Here is a 21,607-nt window from a genome sequence, read left to right as displayed (position 1 = left end):
GTATTCAATAGGCATTTTTTTTCAATCCATTCAAAATTTAAGGAGTAGATTTTAGACCATTACTTAAATCAATCTCATTGAGAATGAAACCAATAAAACTATCCTGGATTTTTTTTTCTTCCTGCTCTTGTGTGAAAAAAAACATTCTCCTACCTTTGCATCACTTCAAAAGAGAAGAAAAATTGAAACAAGAAAAAATATTGTACTTGTTCATTGAAATAATATAGAAATGGTGGCCCATACTGATTGACATAGGTACTAAAGGCTGCTCGAATGATTTCGTAATAGAATGATGTAATTCAGCTGGTTAGCATGTCCCGACTCGTCGGGAAGGTCGCTGGTTCGGATTAGAAGATAAAAATATTGGAGTGGTAGTTCATCCCGATTAGCATCGGGACTAAAGGCTGCTCAGACGAGTTCGTAAAAGATTGGTAAAGTTCAGCTGGTTAGAATGTCCCGACTCGTCGGGAAGGTCGCGGGTTCGGATTAGAAGATAAAAATATTGGAGTGGTAGTTCATCCCAATTAGCATCGGGACTAGAGGCTGCTCAGGTGATTTCGTAAAAAATTGATATAGTTCAGCTGGTTAGAATGTCCCGACTCGTCGGGAAGGTTGCGGGTTCGAATTATAAAGTAAAAATATTGGAGTGGTAGTTCATCCCGATTAGCATCGGGACTAAAGGCTGCTCATACGATTTCGTGAAAGATTGATATAGTTCAGCTGGTTAGAATGTCCCGACTCGTCGGGAAGGTCGCTGGTTCGAATTATAAAGTAAAAATATTGGAGTGGTAGTTCAGCTGGTTAGAATGCCTGCCTGTCACGCAGGAGGTCGCGGGTTCGAGTCCCGTCCATTCCGCTTAAAAGCCTGGGGTTTCCCGGGCTTTTTTGGTTTAAACCCTTTCCTAAACCAATTTCAGCTGGGTAGATTGTCCCGACGCGTCGGGAAGGTCGCGGGTTCGAGTCCTCCCGTAAATACGGGACAGGCTGTCCATTCCGCTTAAAAGCCTGGGGTTTCCCGGGCTTTTTTGGTTTAAACCCTTTCCTAAACCAATTTCAGCTGGGTAGATTGTCCCGACGCGTCGGGAAGGTCGCGGGTTCGAGTCCTCCCGTAAATACGGGACAGGCTGTCCATTCCGCTTAAAAGCCTGGGGTTTACCGGGCTTTTTTGGTTTAAACCCTTTCCTAAACCAATCTCAGCTGGATAGATTGTGGATCAAGCAATATTTCATATGTTTATAATTGTCTTTAAGCGGCCATATGGAATCTCGCATGCTTTATAATCATCCCTCTGTGTGTCGCCTCCATCATGCTCGATTTCATGAGATTGGTAATTCAAGCATAGATTTTAGATAGTCGATATAAGAAGAAAGCTACATTTCTTACCCCTCTGAATTGACTTCTAAAAGCTTTGATTTTAGCATTAAAGGACTCAGCTGAAGCATTGGTGCTCCTTTTTTCAAAATAGTTGAGAATAGTCTGGTAGTGTTGCTGGACGGACCTGGAAACGGTGTTGAAGCTTTTGAACCCGGCCTTTTCGATCTTATAATACCATTTGGCTAGCTTCATATAGGCTACTCCTTTGTCTTTAATAGTGTGAATAGATATGTCCCAGGCCTTGGGCCAGGGCATAAGCCTGCTTTAATGAAGGGTAATAACGGAAAAGCAACTCGGCTTTCCAGATTTGCGAGGGAGTCCATTTGCTCTTGTTTTTGAACAGCAGACAACGGCTCCTGGCCAGGAGTTGTTTATGTGTTAGGTGTACCCCTAGCTTAGGGACACTAGGCTTCCTAACTAAAATGCAACCTTCCGAAACTCCCTAACAAATACTTGACTTTTAAACGTTCAAATTACTTACGATTCGTCACCAGCTCATACACACACGGAATCACCACCAGATTAAGCAAAGTTGCAGAAAGCAAACCACCCAAAATCACAACCGCCATTGGACTTTGAATTTCATTGCCCGGTTCGCCTCCTTTCAATGCAAGCGGAATCAAGGCAAGCCCAGTAGTGAAAGCAGTCATGAGAATCGGGTTTAACCTGTCCAATGCTCCTGTTTTAAGCAATTCAAAACCTTGCATTCCTTCATTCCTCAAATCTTCATAACGAGAGACCAAGAGAATACCATTTCGGGTAGCAATACCAAACAAACTGATAAAACCAATGGTAGCCGCGATGCTGATGATACCGGAAGTGAAGTACACAATCAAAATCCCACCAATCAGCGCTAATGGCAGGTTGATCAAGACAATGAAAGAAAGCTTGGCATCCTGAAACTCATAGTAGAGCAAAAGGAAAATGATGAGAATAGCCAGAACCGCAGTAATGAGCAGCAATTGAGAAGCTTTCGCTTCACTTTCAAATTGACCGCCATACTCCACTCGATAGCCCTCGGGTAAGTCAATATTCGACCCAATAATTTGTTGAATTTCATTGACTACCCCACGCAAATCACGGCCTTTTACATTGGCTGCTACCACAATCTTTCGCTTTACATTCTCTCGTGAAATGGTATTAGGAGAACTAACAGAGCTTACTACTGCCAATTGATCTAAAGTGATTTCACCTCCATTCGGCAAAGCGATCAGAGCTGACTGTAGGGCTTCCATACTATTTCTCGACTCTTTTTGAAAGCGGACTATCAGGTCAAAATACTGTTGCCCTTCGTAGATTTCTCCTGCCTTTTCTCCGGAAAAGGCCACATCCACCTGCTCCATCAAATCACCAACGGTAATCCCATAAGCGGCCAACATCTGTCGTTTGGGAGTGATACGGATTTGCGGCACTTCTACCTGTTGATCTACTGCCACATCTGCAATCCCTTCAATAGACTTGATATTGGTTTCCACACCTTTGCCCAACTCAAACAGTTGCTGCAGGTCGTCCCCAAATATTTTAATGGCAATATTGGCACGTGTGCCCGAAAGCATGTGATCAATACGGTGAGCAATAGGTTGACCCAAAGTGATATTCACACCAGGAACCACACTGAGTTTAGTCCTCACTTCTTCAAAGAATTGCTCTTTGGATTTTCCATCAAGGGAAAAGGGTACATCTATTTCAGCCGCATTCACGCCCTGTGCATGTTCATCCAGTTCGGCACGTCCGGTTCTGCGAGTGACTACTTCTACCTCAGGCATTTCTAAAAGTAGCTGTTCGATCAGTTTACCGTTTTTATTGCTCTCTTCCAAGGACATACCAGGCACACCTACAGCACTGATTACCAATGAACCTTCATTGAACTCAGGCAAAAAACTACGACCTAATTGCGTCCATAGAATCAAACTGATAATAAATGCTCCAACGGTCAAGCCAATTACTGTCTTGGGAAATTTCAACACCCTTTCCAATGTTCCTGCATATCGAACTTGCAGCCAGCGTTCCACCTTCGTTCCTCCAGCTTGCTTGCTAAGTACCTTTTCGCTTTTTAGCAAATAGGAACACAGCACAGGGGTCACTGTCACCGCAACAATCAGGGAAGTCAAAACCGAAGTAATAAAGGCAATTCCAAGCGGTTTCAGTAATCGACCTTCCATGCCACTCAGAAAAAACAAAGGCACAAACGAAACAATGATGATGAGCGTAGCAATGATAATCGAGCTTCGGATTTCCACCGAAGCATCTTTTACCACCGTAAGAACGGGCAATTGTTCAGCCTTTGGTTTGCGAATGTTTTCTCGCAATCGCTTGAAAACATTCTCCACATCAATAATGGCATCATCTACCAACGCACCAATGGCAATGGCCATACCGCCTAAACTCATGGTATTGATGGTATATCCCAAGAGCTTTAATACAATAATAGAAACCAGCAACGAAACCGGAATAGCTACCAATGAAATGACAGTTGTTCGCCAGTTCATCAGAAAAACAAACAATACGATCAATACAAAGAAGGCACCTTCAAGTAGGGTTTGATTCAGGTTATCAATAGAAGCTTCTATGAAATTTGCCTGACGGAAAATGTGGCTTTTGATTTCCACACTTTCGGGTAAAGTAGTATTCAAGTCAGCAATCGCTTCATCCAGTCTTTCGGTCAATTCCAGTGTATTGACATCCGGCTGCTTAGAGATCGTCAAAATAACTGCAGGAGCAGCATTTAGCGACCCATCACCGATCTTGTCGGCAGCACCAATTTGTACCGTTGCAACGTCCTTAATCTTGATGGATTGACCATTGACATGCTTCAGCACCGCTTCTTCCAGATGCGCTACGGAATACGCTCTTCCACTTCCTTTAATGATGTATTGATTGCCGTATTCATTCAGAAAACCACCAGAAGCATTCACATTGCTTTCCTGTACCATTTCCAGTAGTTCGCCAAGGCTCACATCATAATATTTCAGCTTCTCGGGATTAGCTAAGATCTGATACTGCTTGTAATCTCCCCCAATCACAATCACATTGGCAATACCACCAATGGATTTAATCCTTGGCCGAATCGTCCAATCAGCCAACGTTCGCAATTCCATCGGAGACAAACTATCCGACCGAACACCCAACAACATCACTTCACCCATGATGGAAGAAATGGGAGCCATAGTAGGCGAGCCTACTCCAGAAGGCAGATTCTCACGCACCATCGGGATGCGTTCACTTACAATTTGCCTTGCTCTGTATATATCCGTACCCCATTCAAATTCTACCCAAACAATGGAAATTCCAGCAGCAGATGATGAGCGGATTCTTCGCACATTGGGCGAACCGTTCATGGCCGTCTCCAATTGGTAGGTCACCAGCTTTTCTACCTCCTCGGATTCCATGCCATGAGCTTCCGTCAAAATGGTCACCGTAGGAGCCGTGAGGTCAGGAAATACATCCACGTTCATGTTGCGAAAAACAAAAATGCCAGATGCAGTTAGCAAGACGGCTGCCAATAAAACGAAAAGTCGGTTTTGAAGTGATATTTGTAATATTCTGTTAAGCATTTTCTGAATGTTGAATGTTTAGTGTTGAATGTTGAATCAAATGCATGACTGCCTTTATTTTCCTTGAGCTGACTTAACGATTGCAGTAAGAATTCTAATTAGCTTTTCCGTTCTTTTAAGTACATCTGACACCTCGATATCTACAATTTGACTATGCTGAATCAGTCTTAACCAGTATTTTGTCTCCCTCGCTTCTTTTGAGGAGATCGACATTTTGGCTGCAAAGTCTTTTTTACTGAAGGCTGCGGTAGCTTCTTCCACATTTGCGCCTATACTAGTACCGCTCCTTATGTAATTGTTTTGATAAGACGAATTCATTTTGATTTTTCATCTCCTTATAAATTCGAATAATCTCCAAAGCGAAATCAAACGACTTATTTAAAATCACATTCTCTTTCATAACTAAACCATTAAAAATTCACAGTTCAACATTCATCATTCACAATTCAACATTCAAATCAGTGAGCATGCCCATGTGCAGGTGCCTGACCAGACATGGAAGCCATTTTTACCTGATAAGACCCTTTGGGGACAACCATTTCTCCAATGGACAAACCCTTGATTATTTCTACTTCGCTTCCGTTCCTTTTGCCAAGTGTTACATTCCGGCGTTCAAAGCTTTCACCGGACAGTTGGACAATTACCGAGTAGTTGCCGTAATCCTCCATCAAACAAGCAGTAGGAACAACCAGGCGCTCTGTACCACTACCTACAGCCAGTTGTGCTTCTGTGTAACTGCCTTCCGGCATTTCCACACCTTCATTTACTTCGGCATAAACAGATATCAACGGTTGATTGGCTTCCACCTCTTTACCTACAGACAAGATTTTACCTCCTTTTTCATTCAGGCTCGACCATGTTCCTTGCTTGGGTTGGTACCAAATGTTCTGGATGTTTTGAAGCTCGGCACTGTATTTTGGACTAACCTGTACTTCCAGCAAGCTACTCTTATGACTTGTCACTGTCAGCAAAGCATCTCCTTGGTTAGCAAAGCCACCATTCACCGCCTGAATGGATTTAATGAAACCATCCATTGGTGCGGTGATCTGTTTGCCGCCTGCACTGTAACCACTACTTAATGTTTCGTAGTTGGTTTTAGCTACCAGATACTTTTGCTCAACCTGCTCAAATTCTGATTTGGGTACGATCTTCGATTCGTACAACTCTTTCTTTCGCTCATATTCAGATTTGGCTTGCTCATAATCTGCATTGGCTTTCTGAATCTCCGAACTCAGATTGTTGGAAGTCAGCCCTACACTACTAATAGTCATCAATACCTGATCCTTTTTTACAGCACTTCCTTCCGTCAATACACCTGAACCAAAGCTCACACGCCCACTTGCAGGAGCAACTAAAGTTTGATAATCGGAAGGAGCAACTTTCCAAACACCCGATGTTGGAATCATCTGAAACACTTCTTTTTTCAATACAGGAGCAGTTTGAAATTCCATCTTCCAGGCTTGCTCTTTTAGGAAGGTAATGGCATTGCCGTTTTCTTCCTCTCCAGCCAAAGCCACCTCAGCTTCCTCTGCAGTCGCAAAAACGGTAATGTCTTTCAGTGTAATCCTATCCGAATAGGCAGGAGTTTTCAATTCAAAAACCAACAGATAAACCCCTGCTTCTTTGGGCTGCAGTGATGGTCCGAAAATTCCCGGAGAAGAAGGAGCATCCACCGAATGGCGAATGCCTTTATCTCCTTTAATTAAACTTACAGTCACACTTCCTTCTCTCACAGGCTGATGCCCATTTAGCACCGTAAAGTGAGCCGCAAAGCGACTTGTTTCACCCACTACCAATGCAGGAAACTCTACGAACAATTCAGTTTGGTCTGTCCAAACAGTATAATCCACAGCAGGTTTTTCTTCACTCGCAATCGAATGACCGCCATCCTCGTCATGTGAATGTCCATGATCTTCCGTTGATTGGCATGAAAACACCAGCAACGAAAGCGTTACTATTATATATCGCATATCAACTTCTATTTTAAAGATTAATGATCGTGATGAGTACTACCATCCTCATGCGTATGGGTACCTTCTCCCTCAACTTCAGTGGAGTCACTGCCAACAGTAAACTCTTCTTGCTCATTATGTTCATGTCCATGTTCACCATCATCATGACTGTGTCCGTGATCTTCACTAGCTTCATCATGCGGGTGTGCAGGTGATTCTGTGTCATGAGAATGTCCATGCTCATCATTGGCTTTCTTGTCCTTACAGGCAACAGCGAATACAAAAGTTAATGCGATAAGAATATTTGAAATTTTCATTTTTGATACGTTTTAAAGGTTTTACAATTGATGTTTCAAGAGTTGATTTTGCGATATATAAAGTTGGTATTGCATGTCCAGCATGGCATCATAAGCCTGTCGGTAAAATTGAAGCTCCATATAGTATTCAATGAATGAAAGCTCACCCAACTGATAGGCTCGCAACAACAATTTATCACTATTCAGGCCGGAAAGAGTAGCCTCATACTCCTTAAATTTGGAAAGCATCATTTCATAATCATTGTATTGCTTCTCAAAAGATGTATAGGCTTGAAGTTTCTCTGATGAATTAAAGGACTGCTGAAAATCCAACTGTGATTGAGCAGCTTTCACTTTATTTCGGTTACTCCATAATGGAATGGTGACACCAGCATAAATACCGGAAAACCGCTCACCAGCGACACCCTGACTATTATAGCCAGCAGTCAGATTAGGGAAAGATTTGTTTTTAGCCAGATTCAATGACTGCTGAGCAATCGCCTTTTGTTGATTCAACTGAGTCAATACAGGGTCTTGGACCTGCTTTTCCTGCCATACTGCATCCTTTGCAGCCAAAAACAGTGATGCACTATACTCACTTTGCGTGAAGCTTAGTTCATTACCACCATTCAGGTTGACCAACTGCAAAAGCGTGTTCCTTACATCACTGTCAATCTGTTGAATTCTGAACTGCTCCTGCATCCAGGCCACTTTAGCTTTATTCAGTTCGAGGATACCGACCTGTTCCTTTTCATAAAGCTCCTGTACCTGATCAAAAACCTGCCTTGCTTGCTCCACCCGAAGCGATTCGGTATCCAGTCGTTTATTCAGGTAGATAAGGTTCAGACAGTGATTTTTGGCCTCTGCCAGTATATCCTGCCTTTTTGCTTGGTAGTCCAATTCCAACTGAGCCGATTGTTGGTCAATAAGGCTGCCACGGGCACTGTAAACAGTTGGAAACTCAAAAGATTGACTAATCTGAAACTCAGTGTAATCACCCGTATTATGCTCCCCAAAAGGAAGATAATAAGCTCCTAATTGGGGATCGGGTAGATTATTGCCAGACTTCAACTCAAGCCTTTTGCCCTCCACGTATTCGGACAGTGCTTTCAACTCCTGGTTGTTTTGTTCGACCTGTTTTAGAATGCTATCTATGGATGGTGATTGAGCAAAGCCCCCAAATGCCAACAAGCATCCGCATAGAGCGAACACAATAGTTTTATACATGTAAATTGATTTAGGATTAACTTAATGATGCGGAGCACACAGTTACGTCTCTCCGTCCGTGACAACATTACGTGCCAGAAACGATTATCCTAAATATGGGGGGCCCCGAAGTGGGTTGGAATTTAGTTTGGGATCTTCTAATCCAACCTCATTGAAAAGTACATATCTGCGTAATTCAATATCAGCTTTTTTTGCAGAACCCCCCCATGAATCATTATCCCCAATAAACTTAACTAAAATCTGCTTTGCCGCTTTTACATGCTCAACAGGGGCAGGAGTATATTGGTGCGTGTGTTTGGTATGAGAATGATTGTTAAAAAGAAACTCTAAGAAGGTCTTTTCCTCGTGATCGTTTTCCTCTTCATCTGAATGATGATGGTGGTCTGAATCATGATGGTGATGATGCGATTCTCCAATCAGCTCCGTATGCCCATCAAGCTCATGTGCATGATGAACATGTGGAAAAGCATTGTGCATCATACCAAATAGCATGATGGCAATCACAAAATAGGCCTTTATTTGAGCAAGTACCTTCATCAACCTACAAGGTTAACGAATTATTGGCAATTTTAATAATTAGAGACTACGCTTCTTTAAGTACCGATTAGTAATTTAGAGTTAATAAATCATACACATTGCTTTCAGTCTAAGGTCAACCGCAAACAAAGCCAGACACGGAGTGTAAGATAAATACCCGGATAGATAAATATATAGCTTTTAACCAATTGGCAATGTGGAAACAAAATACAAAGGATGAAAAGCACGATACCCCAGTTGAGCAGGCAAAGGGGATTCCCACCCCAAAACCTCCCACTGAACGCTTCGACAGGCTCAGTGCACCGCCGTTTTGGCGGGACAAGTTGTAAACCTCTCAATTGTTCATGTATTTAATATTTATTTAGCAGAATTCACGAATTTTTTGCGCATTTTTGTCTTATATCCATTCTCATTCGTGTTCCTTCTTTCCGGCACAGAACAATATCATGTTGTTTTAGAAACACTGGACTCCGAAGAAGCTACTTACATCTGGCATGTTGAGAAAAACAAGCAACTGCACCCACAAAAGCTACGAACCATTGACAAGGATCTGAATATTATCCGAAACAAAGGCAGACAAATGTTTCTAGAAAAGCAACCCGAAAATTTCAGCCGAATCTTCTATGACTATACGGACGAAAGAAAAGGATTTGTCATTTGGAAAGATAACTTAGAAGAAAGATTATTTGGAAATCGAGCCAGCCTGAGGCAAACTGGCATGCCAAAAGAGGGTAAATATTCATATTAACCCTACGATACGGCATCGCCAGTATCCAACCCCTCCCGGCATCATTTGCAACTTTCATGTAAACTAGCAAATGTTAACACATCGAAAAAGCCATAAGTTTTATCTGATTGAAACAGTCATCCTTTGAACTAATTTTCCCTCTACAAAAAAAAATTGGTAATTTTCAGGTGATTTTAAACCATGCAAATAGAACAAACCTGCACACCCGATGAAGGAAGAATCCAGCAACAATAATCCCGCAACCAGGTTGACTACCGTATTATTTATTATTTACGGGGTTGCCCTGGTCTGGATCCTGCTTTTAAAGCTAGGAGTACAGTTTTCATATATGGGAACCAGAAGCACCAACTTAATTCCTTTTAATGAACCGGTAATCTTTACCAGCGAAAACATTTTGAACGTACTGATTTTTGTGCCGCTTGGCATCTATGTAGGTGTTTTATTCACTCGATGGATTTTCGGTAAAAAACTTTTCTTCCTTTTCCTGCTTAGTTTGCTGGTTGAGGGACTTCAATACCTCTTCCGGATTGGGGCGTTTGATGTAACCGATCTAATGACCAATACCTTAGGCGGACTCATTGGGCTACTATTGTTTTCTGGCCTGGAAAGGGCTTTCCATAATGGAATTAAGGCACAAAAGTTCATCAACCTCCTTGCTGTACCGGCAACAGCTCTGTTGATTTTACTTTTGGTTTTACTAAAAATGAACCTGCTTCCGGTGAGGTATCAGTAATAGATTCTATATTTCTTCGAGTTTATTATTAGAAAAGTAAATTGTCCACCTTATTTTCATTATTCCAATTTTGATCCCCTTCAATCCATTCAACAGAAAAAAGAAATGATCTATAATCCCCACTCTGAGTTTGCAACTACACCCGTCTATCAATACCCATTTGTAATGGGAAATTGGACTTAATCACCTAAAAAACAGCGCCATCAAACCTACTCATCCAGCCTCATTCCTTGCGTTTGAACACCTATGGTGTTCCGGTTTTTCGACGATTCCTGCCCTTGCCGGATAGCTAACTATAGTTTATCCGAACAACAACTGGCTGATTAATAAACCAGGGAATGATCGGTTAGAATCCTTCTTCAAAGCTCAGCCAGACACTGCCCAAAATTTTGAACATTTGTTTACTAAGCCGTTCTTTAGTGAGCCATTGAAAATGGCTTGCAATGGATTCGACCTTTAAAGGAGCTTCGGTATAAAAGGGTGTAGCGGATTCAACACCCAGCCGGGGGCCGCAATTCCAATATTTAAATTGAAAAAACCGGTTTACCTATTGACTATCCCTTCTAGTTGCGATTTAAGCTGTTCCACCTCCTGCGGAAAATCGGCATACCGGTTGTCTCTTTCATAGGGATCATCCCGAATTCGGTACAACTGCCCCTTGGGCCCACCGTTCGCGGGCGTCAACCGATTCGGAGCGCTAAAGCCTCCCGAACCTAGCCCATCGATGTATTTCCACTCCGGCGTCCGGATGGCAAACATGCCGGAAGAGGAATGGTGCACCATCTCCGTACGGGATACGAAACCAGTATCTCCCTGCAATACCGGTAAAAAACTGTAGCTGTCCATGGCCGCTCCTCTGGGTATCTTTTGATCCAGCAAGCTGGCAACCGTACCGAAGAGATCGGTCAGACTGACCAGCCCCGGGTAAGTTGCTTTTTCTTGTATCCCTTTTGGCCAGGAAACCAGCAGAGGCACACGGTGGCCTCCATCCCAAACATCTCCTTTTTGGCCCCGCACACCCCTATTTGAATCGTGACCGTACAGCAAAATTTCTTCTTCCGGCCAGTAGGCCCCGTTGTCGCTGGCAAAAATCAATAGGGTATTTTCCAGCAAGCCCTGCGCCTGGAGCTGCTCCTTTATGCGCGCGACCACCTGATCGATGTCCATGACAAAATCTCCGTACAGCCCGGCTCCCGATTTACCTTTATGCGCTTCCGAGGGCAGCCAGGGGGTATGGGGGCCGGTTAGCGGCAAATATAGGAAAAATGGAGTAGCTGCCGATTGGCGTTCGATAAAGGCCAGACCCTGCCCGGTGATTTCATCCAGGCAATCCTCCACCCGAAAAGAAGGGGCCATCTCTCCCTGCCGCCACCATACGCCCTTTTCCCAGTACACGGCCTGATCGTTGCTGTGTTTTTTATCCCAGGAAAATTCCGTATTTTCCTTTCGGGTAGGATACACCTCCGTGGTCAGGATCACCCCCGGATCCAAGACCCGATGGTTCTCCAGAAAAACATAGGGAGGAATATCCAGCGATGCCGGGTGGATAAAAGAATAGTCAAAACCAAAATCATTCGGTCCTATTCCAATGGGCTGCCTGTAATCCACGTTGGAATGGCCACTCTCAGCATTCAATACGGCGGGTTTGCCGTCTTTGGTGACCCATTCCAAACCCAGGTGCCACTTCCCTACGATTGCGGTGCGGTACCCGGCATTTTTAAGAAGCGTAGCCATGGAAATGCGGTTTGTGTCCATCACCGGCGGTGCAAATCCACCGATTCCCCGAGCCGCTGCGGGCGTTCGAAAGGCGTATTCTCCAGTAAGTAATCCGAAACGGGATGGCGTACACACCGAGGCGCTGGCATGGGCATTGGAAAAAGTAATGCCTTCCGCAACCATCTCGTCCAGGGCCGGGGTTTCAATTTTGGACAAGGGGTTCAGGCCCTTGATGTCCCCGTAGCCCATATCATCGGCAAAGATGATGACAATATTGGGGGGATTCGCTTTCCCATCCAGACCCTGCGCAAGGACATCTGTTCCCTGGAAAAGGATCAGGTACAGGAAAAGGATATAATTCAACCAATTTTTCATGCTTTTTCAATTTAAAGGAACGGAGGTGGCGAGTGCAATCACCCGGCCCTGGTCTCCGACTGCATTGTAAAAATGATAGGTAACTCCCTCCCAACGAATGACCCAGGGCTTATGGGCATACTGGGAGTCGTAAGGCTCTGAGGGCGCCACCAGGTCCTCCCCTTCCCAATCCGTCCAGTGGACCAGATCGTAGGAGCAGGCAAAGCGCTCAAAAGCCCCGGGTTTCCAGAAAGCACCAAAGTAAAACATCACATACACGTCGTCTATCTTAACTACCTGTGCATCTCCGCAAATACCCTCTCCTCGGGTGATGACGGGCTCTTCGCCTATCCGGGTCCAGTTTACCATGTCTTCCGAACCCGCCATACCGATACTTTCGTAGGTAGCGGTATCCCCTTTGGCATTGTAATACATGACAAAAGGGTAACCAGTAAGTAGATCTTCATCGCGGATTATGTGGGACTTGTAAATTTTATCCGTTTCAAACCAGCGCGCGGAGGAATCCCCAGGCAGCAAAACCGGGGCAGCGATCCGCTCCCATTCTTCGGCCATATTCAGGTGTTCCGAATTCGCCATTCCAACCCCAAGGGTACCTGCTTCATACCCTTCCGTGGCTCCTCCCAGGTAAGACATCCAGTACTTGCCTGCATGCGTCCCTACCTCGTTTCCGGCACCCCAATCGGTATCGACGAGCGCCAGGTAGCCAGCCTTTTGATTGGCATCCCAGGAGTCCTGCGTAAACGAGAGCAGCCTGCCCAACTCTTGCCAATCCAATAGATTGCTGCTTTTGGCCAACCAGGTTTCATACCCCTTTCCATCAAAGACGATGTAAGTCATGTACCAATGGCCTTCGTGCCGGAAGATCGTAGGGCTGTCCACTAGTTTGGAAGTATCGCTGTGCTGAAACACCACACCGTACTTATAGGGAGTTTTAATCCGCTCGTAAACTTCCTGCATGCGTTCGACAGCAACCTCCACGGGTAGCTGGGGGGAAGGCTTGCAGCAAAACCCTCCCCAGCAGCATAGCGTGACCAGCAGAAATTGCTGAAAACGATTCATGTACAAGCCTTTTAAAGCTTGTAATATTCCTCCCAGCCTTTTCTTGGCGGAACGCCTGCCAGCAATTGATTGGCCAGTGCGTGGTTGGTAATTTGTTTGGACTCCCGGTCAAATTTCAAATGGGCCTTGAGTCGTTGGGAAAGAACTCCCAGGGTAAATACCTGGCTCAACGGTCCGGCGATATCAAAGGAAGAACGGCATTTTTCCTCCCCTTTGCAGGCTTTGAGGAAATTGGCAAAGTGATTGGAAGGGCTTTCCATGACTTCGGGGAGCTGGGAAGCCATGTCTTTGGCCTTTTCTTCCGGTATAATGGATAGCGTACTGCCATGCGAACCTCCTTTAAAGGTCAGGTCTTTTCCATAAATGATTTTACCAGGGTTGAGCTTCGCTGGCTGCAGTTGCCCGTCACTTGGCGGTGGAATATTGGGATCCAATTCGGATACCCCATATCCCTCCGGTACCGGTGGAATGTTTTTCTGTCCATCGTACCAGGTAATGGTCATGGCCGGCATGTCAGCTCTTTTGGGGAATTTAAATTCAAGGGTGGTTTCCATGGGGAAGAAGAAGGTGTTGTGACCATCCAATCGGGTAGGAATGATTTCTTCCGGAAGCCCTAACTCCAGGAATTCATGGGCCGTATCCATGATGTGTGCGCCCCAATCACCCAATGCACCCATGCCGAAATCGTACCAGCAGCGCCATTGCCCGTTTACCAGGTCTTCGTTATAGGCATGCTCGTGAGCGGTGGTGTGCCAGGTATCCCAGTCCAGGGTGTCGGGCATGGGTTGCTTTTCCGGGAAGGAGATGATATTGGTATCCCATCCATGCCACCTTCTACGCCCATTCATATGGGCCGTCATGTTGGTCACGTCTTTGATAATTCCGGCTTCTTTCCAGGCCTTAAATTGGAAATAATTGGCTTCCGAATGCCCCTGATTTCCCATTTGGGTAGCCACCTTGTATTTTTTGGCACCGTCCATCATCAACTGCACCTCCTGAAAAGTTCGGGCCATTGGCTTTTCTACGTACACGTGCTTGCCGAGCGACATGGCCAGCATGGTAATGGGAAAGTGAGAAAAATCCGGCGTGCCTACGCTGACCGCTTCGATATCCTTCCCCATCTTGTCAAACATTTCCCTGAAATCTTTGAATCGGGGCACGTTGGGAAACATTTTCATGACTTCTTCGGTATGTGGTGCTCCCATATCCACATCGCAAAGCGCCACAATATTGGCCAGGCCGGTCTCGTGAAGTGATTTGGTAATACTCCCTCCCCGATGGCCGATTCCGCAACAGGCCAGGTTAACCTTTTCACTGGGGGCTATATGGCCCAGCGGTTTGCCGAATACAAAAGAGGGCAAAATGGAAATACCGGCTGCACCTACCAGTCCGGATTTGATAAATTGTCTACGTTTATCGTTCATATTATTGAATGGTTATTTTGTTTGCGATTTTCTATTGGACACCGATTCGACTACATCAGCGTATCGGAAAGCAGCCTTGAAGATAAACGAAATGCAGAGAATTTCATTAAAAAACCAAAAATTACTTTCCTTAAAATGTTTGAAAAGGCTAAAAAATGCCCTTAACTTTCGACATGAAATCAACCTATTCGCTCCTTCCAGCCTTGTTTGCTGCCCTTTTAATCAGTTCTTGTGGGCCCCAACAGCATGACCGGTACGAAGTAATCGTTTTGGATACCTTGTCTATTCCTTTTGAGGGGGAAGTGCATGCGGCAGATTATGAAGGAAACCGTGGCATCATCTATAATTACCGGTCCGGAAATTACCTTGCCTTCGACAGTACCGGCTCCATTTTGGTCAGCAATTCCCTTCCGGCTGAGGGTAAAAATGGATTATTTTATGTCAATGGATTGAAGATCTTGCCTGACGGCGAGGTGTTGGCGCATTCCATTAAGGGAGAAATAGGCTTGCTGGACCAAAACCTTCAACTGAAAGAAAAAATGTTCATGCCCTTTCCCAATGGTGCCATGGACTTGAAGCGAAACGTACAGATCATGGCCAAATGGCAGGATGCCCTGTTACTTTTTTACCCGGGAAGAGATAACAAAAGCCCCTATGACAAAGGCTACTTCCGGGACAATCACTTGTTGGAAAAAGTAAACATGAACACCGGTGAAATCGCCCCCTTTTTGCAACTCTCTCCGGAAAGTAAATACCAGGAGGACCTTCATTTTGAACAACCGACCCCGTTGATAAGCGTGAGGGATAATCAGTTGTACTTTGCCTTTAACAAAGAGCCACTAGTACACCGCTATGATTTGGCCAATGAAGGAAGCTGGCAAGCGAGTATTTCTCTGGAAACCCCAGATTTCGTGCAAATAAAAGGGCAATCCATCCCTCTTGGAAACGACGGATCGGTGCTCGCTGAAGGAGAGATTACCGGTCTGTTCGCTATGGACAATGGGTTTGCCGTCAGTTATTTGGAAGGCCTGCTTCAAGATCCCAAGCGTACCCCCACTTCCCTTCCAGGACAACAACTTAAATGGTTTATCCCTGATAAAGGGTGGTCTACTCCTATATCTCTGCCCGCTGAACTCCTATTTCTACTTAACTTTGAGGGCATTGAAAGTCCTTTTTATGCCATTCTTAACCCTTCGTACCTAAAAGGAGGGTCAAATGAAGTAAAAATTCTTAAATTGCAGGTAAAACCCAGCTTATAAAAAGCCTTATTTTAGATAAAAACGATGAAAAAATTCTATCCTACCCAAGTAGTTACATTTCTATTAGCCTGCCTGACGCTGATAGCTTGTTCCAAAGGTACCGAAACAGAAACAATAGATGTAAAATCCGGATGGCGCTCGCTTTTTAACGGGGAAGACCTTGAAAACTGGCGAATTAAGATCTCCAAGCACGAACTGGACGAAAACTATGAAAATACTTTTCGGGTAGAGGACGGTTTACTAAAGGTTCGCTACGACGGGTACGAAGCTTTTGATCGGCAATATGGGCACATCTTCTATGACGAATCCTTTTCACATTACCTATATCGGGTAGAATACCGTTTTGTAGGCGAACAGGCTCCGGAAGGGGAAGGATGGGCACTGCGAAATTCAGGGGTGATGCTTCACGGCCAGGACCCGGAAACCATGACCAGAGACCAGGATTTCCCCATTTCCATTGAGGGACAACTGCTCGGAGGAGATGGTGAAAATCCAAGAACTACCAGTAACCTTTGCACTCCGGGTACAAACGTAGTGATGGATAACGAACTCTTTACTCCCCACTGTATCAACTCAGCATCCAAGACCTATCACGGAGAACAATGGGTTACGGCAGATTTTCTGGTTTTAGGTGACTCGATCATTCACCACATTATAGAGGGAGACACCGTCCTCAGTTATCACCAACCCCAAATGGGTGGAGGAAATGTAAGTAACCACAACCCCGATATCAAAAAGGACGGACAATTGATTTCTGAGGGCTTTATTTCCCTTCAAAGCGAAAGCCACCCCATTGACTTTAGAAAGGTTGCCATTTTTGATCTATCCCCTTACAAAGACGATCCCGCCAAACTGGAAGAAGTCTTGGAACTTCTTAAGACTTCGGAATAACAAAAAAAGGGCTTTTTGATGATCAAAAAGCCCTTTTTTTATCCTTTATCCAGTAAATTCTCCTTCAGAAAATCATTGACAAATTTCTCCTCGGGATCCAATTTTTTCATCAGATCCGTAAAATCTTCCAAGCGCTCGTACTGATCCTGAAGGTAGGCTGGCTCAAGGGTAAACAGTTTTCCCCAGTGAGGTCTCACACCAAAAGGCCTTAACTTGTTTTCAATTGAAGGAAGCAATTTCTGCACGTTTTCCCAATCCCGCTTCCAGGTAAAGTGGATGGCAATACTTTCCCGCTCATAAGCAGGACTTAGCCATAAGGAGTCCTTCCGGATGGAGCGGATTTCCGATATCAACAAATGAGGAAAAATGGCTTCTCCCAACGAAAAAATGGCGGTGAGAGCCTCTACTGCATGTTCCCTTGGAACGAAGTATTCTGATTGAAGTTCTTCTCCACTACTCGGTGTAAAGTCCATTTTGAAGTGGGGAAGACGTTCGTGCCAGGGACCGGGGATGCCCATTTGCTCCGTACAATTCACTGCTGAAATCTCCTTAATTGGGTGCAAATGCGTAGTCGCAGCACTTGCTCCAAAAATCTCTGCTGGCATCTCGTCTGCATCTCGTCGTTTAATCCACAGTTGATTAAACCGTTTTGACTGCCAATCGGTAAACAGGCTCACACTATAACCCGAAGAAAAGACCGAATCGAAATTTGCACCCAATTGCTCCAGCGACAGGTTTTCATACACATACTGCCTCACCTGGAAGGTGGGCTGTATGCTCAGGGTAATCCTTGTTACGATCCCCAAAGCACCTAAATGTACTACAGCAGCCTGAAATGCTTCCGGATTTTGGACTTCGCTGAGGACAAGTATTTCTCCATCTGCCTTCATCATTTCCATAGCAGTAACGGCGGTAGCCAGGTTTCCATTGCTATCACCCGACCCATGAGTAGCCGTTGCGCAAGCACCGGCCACCGAAATATGAGGAAGGGAGGCTAAATTGTGTAGGGAAAAACCCTGTTCATGGAGTTTTCTTGCCAACACACCATATTGTACGCCACCACTAACGGTAACCGTTCGCTGTGCGGTATCCAGCTGGATATCCGGATCCAACTCTTTTAGAGAAACCTGATGATGAGTACTATCGGCAATGCTGTTAAAGGAATGGGTGGTTCCTAAAACCTTCACCTGCTTTGTCTTTTTAATGATTTGCCGGAGTGAATTTCTATCAGCAGGTGTATTCAGGTTACGGGTACTGTAACGAAGATTTCCTGCCCAGTTAACCCTTTCCGGTCCCGATTGTACTTGAGTTCCTGTTTCACAGCCCACCATAGGTAACATAAGGTTGGTTCCGATTATTATTGAGGACTTTTTTAAAAACTGCCTTTTCTTCATTTTTGCGCATCCTTTATGGGAATATTCCCAAATCCATATATGAGATGGCGATTCTTTCCAACGCAACAATAAAGCCCGCTGTTCTCAGATCCTTGATTTGCCTTTCTTTACGCACCCCGTTCATGTGGTGGTAAGCAGTGACCATTGTTTCTTCCAGGCCTGAATTGACAAGGTCTCGCTCACTCGCTCCCCGGACAATTATTTCCTTTTGGGCTTCACTAAAGGTATCACCAGTAGCTTTTTCGATACTTTCCAACAGCATGTCATACTTTTTCATATCGTATCGTTTTTCCAGTTTTCCGAAAGATACCCTGGAAAGGTTCTTAAGCCATTCAAAATACGAAACCGTTACCCCCCCTGCATTCAGATACATGTCCGGAATGATCATGATTCCTTTTTCCAAAAGGATAACATCAGCATCCTGCGTCACAGGCCCGTTGGCTGCTTCGCCAATAATCTTTGCTTGTATCTGATTTGCATTTTCTAGTGTAATCTGGTTTTCCAGAGCAGCAGGTATCAGGATGTCGCAGGGGTAAGTCAGCAGCGACATGGTATCTTCCATAAAGGTACCTTTACTGTACCCTTTAAATCCCTTGTTGGCAACCTGATACCTTTTTATATCTTCAATATCAATTCCCTCTTCATTCCAGATGCCTCCATTGTATTCGGCGATTCCTATGATTTTGGCTCCTGCCTCTTCTAAAAATTTTGCCGAATAATAGCCTACATTCCCCAAGCCCTGAACAATAATTTTCTTTCCGGCCAAACCAACCGTCAAGCCCAGGGCATCCATGTCCTCTTTAACACTTACGGCCTCACGTATTCCGATGAAAACCCCCATTCCCGTGGCTTCGGTTCGACCTTCAATTCCATGTTGAGATAACGGTTTTCCTGTGACACAGCCTTTTGCGTTTATCACATCCGGATTAAAGGCTTCAAACGTATCCACTATCCAAGCCATTTCCCTACTTCCGGTTCCATAATCAGGAGCCGGAACATCGATGGCCGGACCAATAAATTTCTTTTTGATCAATTCGGAAGTATACCTCCGGGTAATCTTTTCCAGCTGGTCGGTATTGTATTTGGTAGGATCGATGGTAACACCGCCCTTTGCTCCGCCGTACGGAATGTTTACCAAGGCGCATTTGTAGGTCATCAATGCGGCCAGGCCTTTTACTTCCTCTTCATTCACAAAACTACTAAAACGTATCCCTCCTTTTACGGGTAATTTATGGTGGGAATGTTGTACCCGGAAACCTTCAATTACTTGATAGGTACCGTCCCCATTTCTAAGAGGAAAATTAAATTTGTAAACGCTATTACACTGCTTGATCTGATCTAAAAGTCCGGGATGGATGTCCATATGACTGGCGGCATGATCCACCACTTTGGATACATCATCAAACAAACTGTACTCTTCCATATTTTTCATAAATCTTATTAGTTTACGTTCTTAAAAATATATCTAGCAGCAAGGGGTATGCCTAAAATGCTCAAACCAACCTTTCAGATTAGATTAGTCACCTTTTTCGGATAGTTCTCCCGCTGGCCGAAGGTTTTTCCCGGGCATATCCTGTAGGGCATCTCCCATGTCCTCCCGGGCAAGATCCCCCAACGCCATCATTTCCTTCACCACATTAGGATATTGCTCCCGAACATTGTTTCGTTCTTCCCTGTCCTCAGACAGATCATATAGTGCCATTTCCTCCAACGATAGCATCTCATAAGCTATGGGGCTCCCATCGGAAGGAAGCGTACTTCCTTCGGGGAGGGATCGGTAACGGTGCGGAAAAACGAGCTTCCATTTACCCATGATCATTGCCTGCAGCTCGTTTCGGTTGTAATAGATATAATAAGCTTTCTGAGGCGATACTGCTCCTTCTTCCTGAGTGATAAGGGGCCAAATATTTTTGCCGTCAATGGGTTTTTCGGGAAGGGTCGCTCCGGTAATATGGGCAATGCTTGGCAATAAATCGATGCTCATGGCTGCCTGATCCTGCACCTTGGCAGCAGGTATTTTTCCGGGCCATTTCATAAGGGTAGGTACCCGTATCCCTCCTTCCCAGGAAGTCCCCTTTCCTTCCTTCAAGCCTCCCGTGCTGCCAGCGTGGGTGCCGTAGGAAAGCCAGGGACCATTATCCGAAGTGAAAATAACCAGGGTGTTTTCCTCCAATCCGTTTTGCCTAAGGGCCTTTATTACCTCCCCTACTGACCAGTCTATTTCCATGATAACATCTCCATACAATCCATTCTCCGATTTACCTTTGAATTTACCGGATACAAATAAGGGAACATGGGGCATGCTGTGAGCCAGGTAAAGAAAAAAGGGCTGCTCCTTTTTTCGCTCGATAAAATCTACCGCCTTTTCTGTATACCAGGTGGTCAACAGGCTTTGATCTTCAAGGGTATCGATGACCGTTTCGTTTTCGTACAAGGGAAGGGGGGGATAGAAATCAGGTCTTTCCGGGTGGTACGGCCACATATCATTCGAGTAGGGCAGGCCGAAAAATTCATCAAAACCTTGCCGGGTGGGTAAAAAAGGATCCTTATGCCCAAGATGCCACTTTCCGAAAAGGGCGGTGGCATATCCCAGCGGTTTTACTATTTCGGCTATCGTTTCTTCGTTCGGGTTTAGGCCGTGCTCGCTCTGGTGGGAAAGCGCTCCGAAAATCCCCAATCGATTGGAATAACAACCGGTCAGGATAGAAGCCCTGGAAGCCGAGCAAACGGCATTTGCTACATGAAAATTAGTGAACTGGGTTCCCTCCCGGGCCATTTGATCTAAATGGGGAGTTTGATACCCCTGAGCACCGAAAACCCCCAAGTCTCCGTAACCCTGGTCATCCGTAAAAATCAGGACGATGTTGGGTAACTCATCATTAGAATTACTACCTTCTTTTAGGGAATTACCGGAACATGCAATGGATAATCCGGCTAATGCTAGCAGAAATGAAGAAATTACGTTTTTGGTTAGGAAATGGGTCATGATTTGTTGAGAAAAATTTGATCTCAAAATTTAGCAATCTCCGCTGAATTAACAAAACCAAATTTCCCCTTTCGGCACCACA

General features: G+C 44.8%; 18 protein-coding genes and 1 tRNA gene. 5 read left to right on the top strand and 14 right to left on the bottom strand.

The window, feature by feature from the left end; translation table 11 throughout:
- The first annotated feature begins 782 nt into the window (after window positions 1-782).
- A tRNA-Asp gene (locus GJS45_RS05205) sits at window positions 783-856 on the top strand.
- 476 nt (window positions 857-1,332) lie between these two features.
- On the opposite strand, the gene GJS45_RS05200 is transcribed toward GJS45_RS05205, so the two are convergent.
- From GJS45_RS05200 to GJS45_RS05170, 8 genes are all read right to left on the bottom strand, one after another.
- A complete protein-coding gene (locus GJS45_RS05200; RefSeq protein WP_262887925.1) occupies window positions 1,333-1,629 on the bottom strand; it encodes a transposase in 297 nt (98 codons plus the stop codon).
- Window positions 1,586-1,717: a transposase gene (locus GJS45_RS23925; protein WP_262887929.1), complete on the bottom strand. Its 132-nt coding sequence runs from the start codon at window positions 1,715-1,717 to the stop codon at window positions 1,586-1,588. Before GJS45_RS23925 ends, GJS45_RS05200 begins: the two co-directional genes overlap by 44 nt.
- A gap of 130 nt (window positions 1,718-1,847) precedes the next feature.
- On the bottom strand, window positions 1,848-4,928 hold the full coding sequence (locus GJS45_RS05195) for an efflux RND transporter permease subunit (protein ID WP_162340383.1): 3,081 nt from the start codon (window positions 4,926-4,928) through the stop codon (window positions 1,848-1,850).
- Between the two features lie 54 nt (window positions 4,929-4,982).
- Window positions 4,983-5,246: a four helix bundle protein gene (locus tag GJS45_RS05190; protein WP_262887924.1), complete on the bottom strand. Its 264-nt coding sequence runs from the start codon at window positions 5,244-5,246 to the stop codon at window positions 4,983-4,985.
- A 140-nt stretch (window positions 5,247-5,386) separates the two neighbouring features.
- Window positions 5,387-6,898 carry an efflux RND transporter periplasmic adaptor subunit gene (locus GJS45_RS05185; RefSeq protein WP_162340382.1) on the bottom strand — a complete coding sequence of 504 codons (1,512 nt, stop codon included), beginning with the start codon at window positions 6,896-6,898 and terminating at the stop codon, window positions 5,387-5,389.
- Between the two features lie 20 nt (window positions 6,899-6,918).
- Window positions 6,919-7,197, bottom strand: a complete 279-nt coding sequence (locus GJS45_RS05180) for a hypothetical protein (protein ID WP_162340381.1) — start codon at window positions 7,195-7,197, stop codon at window positions 6,919-6,921.
- A gap of 21 nt (window positions 7,198-7,218) precedes the next feature.
- The gene (locus GJS45_RS05175; RefSeq protein ID WP_162340380.1) at window positions 7,219-8,403 is read right to left on the bottom strand and encodes a TolC family protein; all 1,185 of its coding nucleotides are present in this window, start codon (window positions 8,401-8,403) and stop codon (window positions 7,219-7,221) included.
- A gap of 84 nt (window positions 8,404-8,487) precedes the next feature.
- Complete coding sequence (locus GJS45_RS05170; protein ID WP_162340379.1) at window positions 8,488-8,940, bottom strand: hypothetical protein; 453 nt, start codon at window positions 8,938-8,940, stop codon at window positions 8,488-8,490.
- Window positions 8,941-9,355: 415 nt separating this feature from the next.
- Here GJS45_RS05170 and GJS45_RS05165 point away from each other — a divergent pair, with 415 nt between their 5' ends.
- The gene (locus tag GJS45_RS05165) at window positions 9,356-9,688 is read left to right on the top strand and encodes a hypothetical protein (RefSeq protein ID WP_235954608.1); all 333 of its coding nucleotides are present in this window, start codon (window positions 9,356-9,358) and stop codon (window positions 9,686-9,688) included.
- 208 nt (window positions 9,689-9,896) lie between these two features.
- Window positions 9,897-10,421, top strand: a complete 525-nt coding sequence (locus GJS45_RS05160; RefSeq protein ID WP_162340378.1) for a VanZ family protein — start codon at window positions 9,897-9,899, stop codon at window positions 10,419-10,421.
- Window positions 10,422-10,964: 543 nt separating this feature from the next.
- Here GJS45_RS05160 and GJS45_RS05155 read toward each other — a convergent pair.
- The 3 genes from GJS45_RS05155 to GJS45_RS05145 are packed head-to-tail and all read right to left on the bottom strand — an operon-like array spanning window position 10,965 to window position 14,995.
- Complete coding sequence (locus GJS45_RS05155; protein ID WP_162340377.1) at window positions 10,965-12,512, bottom strand: sulfatase family protein; 1,548 nt, start codon at window positions 12,510-12,512, stop codon at window positions 10,965-10,967.
- Window positions 12,513-12,518: 6 nt separating this feature from the next.
- Entirely contained in the window at window positions 12,519-13,571 is a 1,053-nt protein-coding gene (locus GJS45_RS05150; RefSeq protein ID WP_235954607.1) for a glycoside hydrolase family protein, read from the bottom strand.
- An 11-nt stretch (window positions 13,572-13,582) separates the two neighbouring features.
- Complete coding sequence (locus tag GJS45_RS05145) at window positions 13,583-14,995, bottom strand: Gfo/Idh/MocA family protein (protein WP_162340376.1); 1,413 nt, start codon at window positions 14,993-14,995, stop codon at window positions 13,583-13,585.
- Window positions 14,996-15,168: 173 nt separating this feature from the next.
- On the opposite strand from GJS45_RS05145, the gene GJS45_RS05140 reads away from it, so the two are divergent.
- Window positions 15,169-16,254 (top strand): hypothetical protein, encoded by a 1,086-nt coding sequence (locus GJS45_RS05140; RefSeq protein ID WP_162340375.1) that lies wholly within the window; start codon window positions 15,169-15,171, stop codon window positions 16,252-16,254.
- 24 nt (window positions 16,255-16,278) lie between these two features.
- On the top strand, window positions 16,279-17,145 hold the full coding sequence (locus GJS45_RS05135) for a 3-keto-disaccharide hydrolase (protein WP_162340374.1): 867 nt from the start codon (window positions 16,279-16,281) through the stop codon (window positions 17,143-17,145).
- Window positions 17,146-17,183: 38 nt separating this feature from the next.
- Here GJS45_RS05135 and GJS45_RS05130 read toward each other — a convergent pair whose 3' ends face one another.
- The 3 genes from GJS45_RS05130 to GJS45_RS05120 form a co-directional block, all read right to left on the bottom strand.
- Entirely contained in the window at window positions 17,184-18,539 is a 1,356-nt protein-coding gene (locus GJS45_RS05130) for a D-arabinono-1,4-lactone oxidase (RefSeq protein ID WP_162340373.1), read from the bottom strand.
- A gap of 13 nt (window positions 18,540-18,552) precedes the next feature.
- On the bottom strand, window positions 18,553-19,971 hold the full coding sequence (locus GJS45_RS05125) for a Glu/Leu/Phe/Val family dehydrogenase (protein WP_162340372.1): 1,419 nt from the start codon (window positions 19,969-19,971) through the stop codon (window positions 18,553-18,555).
- A gap of 84 nt (window positions 19,972-20,055) precedes the next feature.
- Window positions 20,056-21,525, bottom strand: a complete 1,470-nt coding sequence (locus GJS45_RS05120; protein ID WP_162340371.1) for a sulfatase family protein — start codon at window positions 21,523-21,525, stop codon at window positions 20,056-20,058.
- Between the last annotated feature and the right edge of the window lie 82 nt (window positions 21,526-21,607).

Origin of the sequence: Cyclobacterium salsum, assembly GCF_010119245.1 — a bacterium.
In the GTDB taxonomy this organism is placed as follows: Bacteria; Bacteroidota; Bacteroidia; order Cytophagales; family Cyclobacteriaceae; genus Cyclobacterium; species Cyclobacterium salsum.
Note: the sequence above shows the minus strand (reverse complement) of the source record. Positions and strands in the feature narration are given on the sequence as shown.

Bases quoted from the DNA above. Each gene is read 5' to 3' on its own strand.
- GJS45_RS05200 (WP_262887925.1), bottom strand. From the start codon at position 1,629: ATGCCCTGGCCCAAGGCCTGGGACATATCTATTCACACTATTAAAGAC.
- GJS45_RS05195 (WP_162340383.1), bottom strand. From the start codon at position 4,928: ATGCTTAACAGAATATTACAAATATCACTTCAAAACCGACTTTTCGTT.
- GJS45_RS05190 (WP_262887924.1), bottom strand. From the start codon at position 5,246: ATGAATTCGTCTTATCAAAACAATTACATAAGGAGCGGTACTAGTATA.
- GJS45_RS05185 (WP_162340382.1), bottom strand. From the start codon at position 6,898: ATGCGATATATAATAGTAACGCTTTCGTTGCTGGTGTTTTCATGCCAA.
- GJS45_RS05180 (WP_162340381.1), bottom strand. From the start codon at position 7,197: ATGAAAATTTCAAATATTCTTATCGCATTAACTTTTGTATTCGCTGTT.
- GJS45_RS05175 (WP_162340380.1), bottom strand. From the start codon at position 8,403: ATGTATAAAACTATTGTGTTCGCTCTATGCGGATGCTTGTTGGCATTT.
- GJS45_RS05170 (WP_162340379.1), bottom strand. From the start codon at position 8,940: ATGAAGGTACTTGCTCAAATAAAGGCCTATTTTGTGATTGCCATCATG.
- GJS45_RS05160 (WP_162340378.1), top strand. From the start codon at position 9,897: ATGAAGGAAGAATCCAGCAACAATAATCCCGCAACCAGGTTGACTACC.
- GJS45_RS05155 (WP_162340377.1), bottom strand. From the start codon at position 12,512: ATGAAAAATTGGTTGAATTATATCCTTTTCCTGTACCTGATCCTTTTC.
- GJS45_RS05150 (WP_235954607.1), bottom strand. From the start codon at position 13,571: ATGAATCGTTTTCAGCAATTTCTGCTGGTCACGCTATGCTGCTGGGGA.
- GJS45_RS05145 (WP_162340376.1), bottom strand. From the start codon at position 14,995: ATGAACGATAAACGTAGACAATTTATCAAATCCGGACTGGTAGGTGCA.
- GJS45_RS05140 (WP_162340375.1), top strand. From the start codon at position 15,169: ATGAAATCAACCTATTCGCTCCTTCCAGCCTTGTTTGCTGCCCTTTTA.
- GJS45_RS05135 (WP_162340374.1), top strand. From the start codon at position 16,279: ATGAAAAAATTCTATCCTACCCAAGTAGTTACATTTCTATTAGCCTGC.
- GJS45_RS05130 (WP_162340373.1), bottom strand. From the start codon at position 18,539: ATGAAGAAAAGGCAGTTTTTAAAAAAGTCCTCAATAATAATCGGAACC.
- GJS45_RS05125 (WP_162340372.1), bottom strand. From the start codon at position 19,971: ATGAAAAATATGGAAGAGTACAGTTTGTTTGATGATGTATCCAAAGTG.
- GJS45_RS05120 (WP_162340371.1), bottom strand. From the start codon at position 21,525: ATGACCCATTTCCTAACCAAAAACGTAATTTCTTCATTTCTGCTAGCA.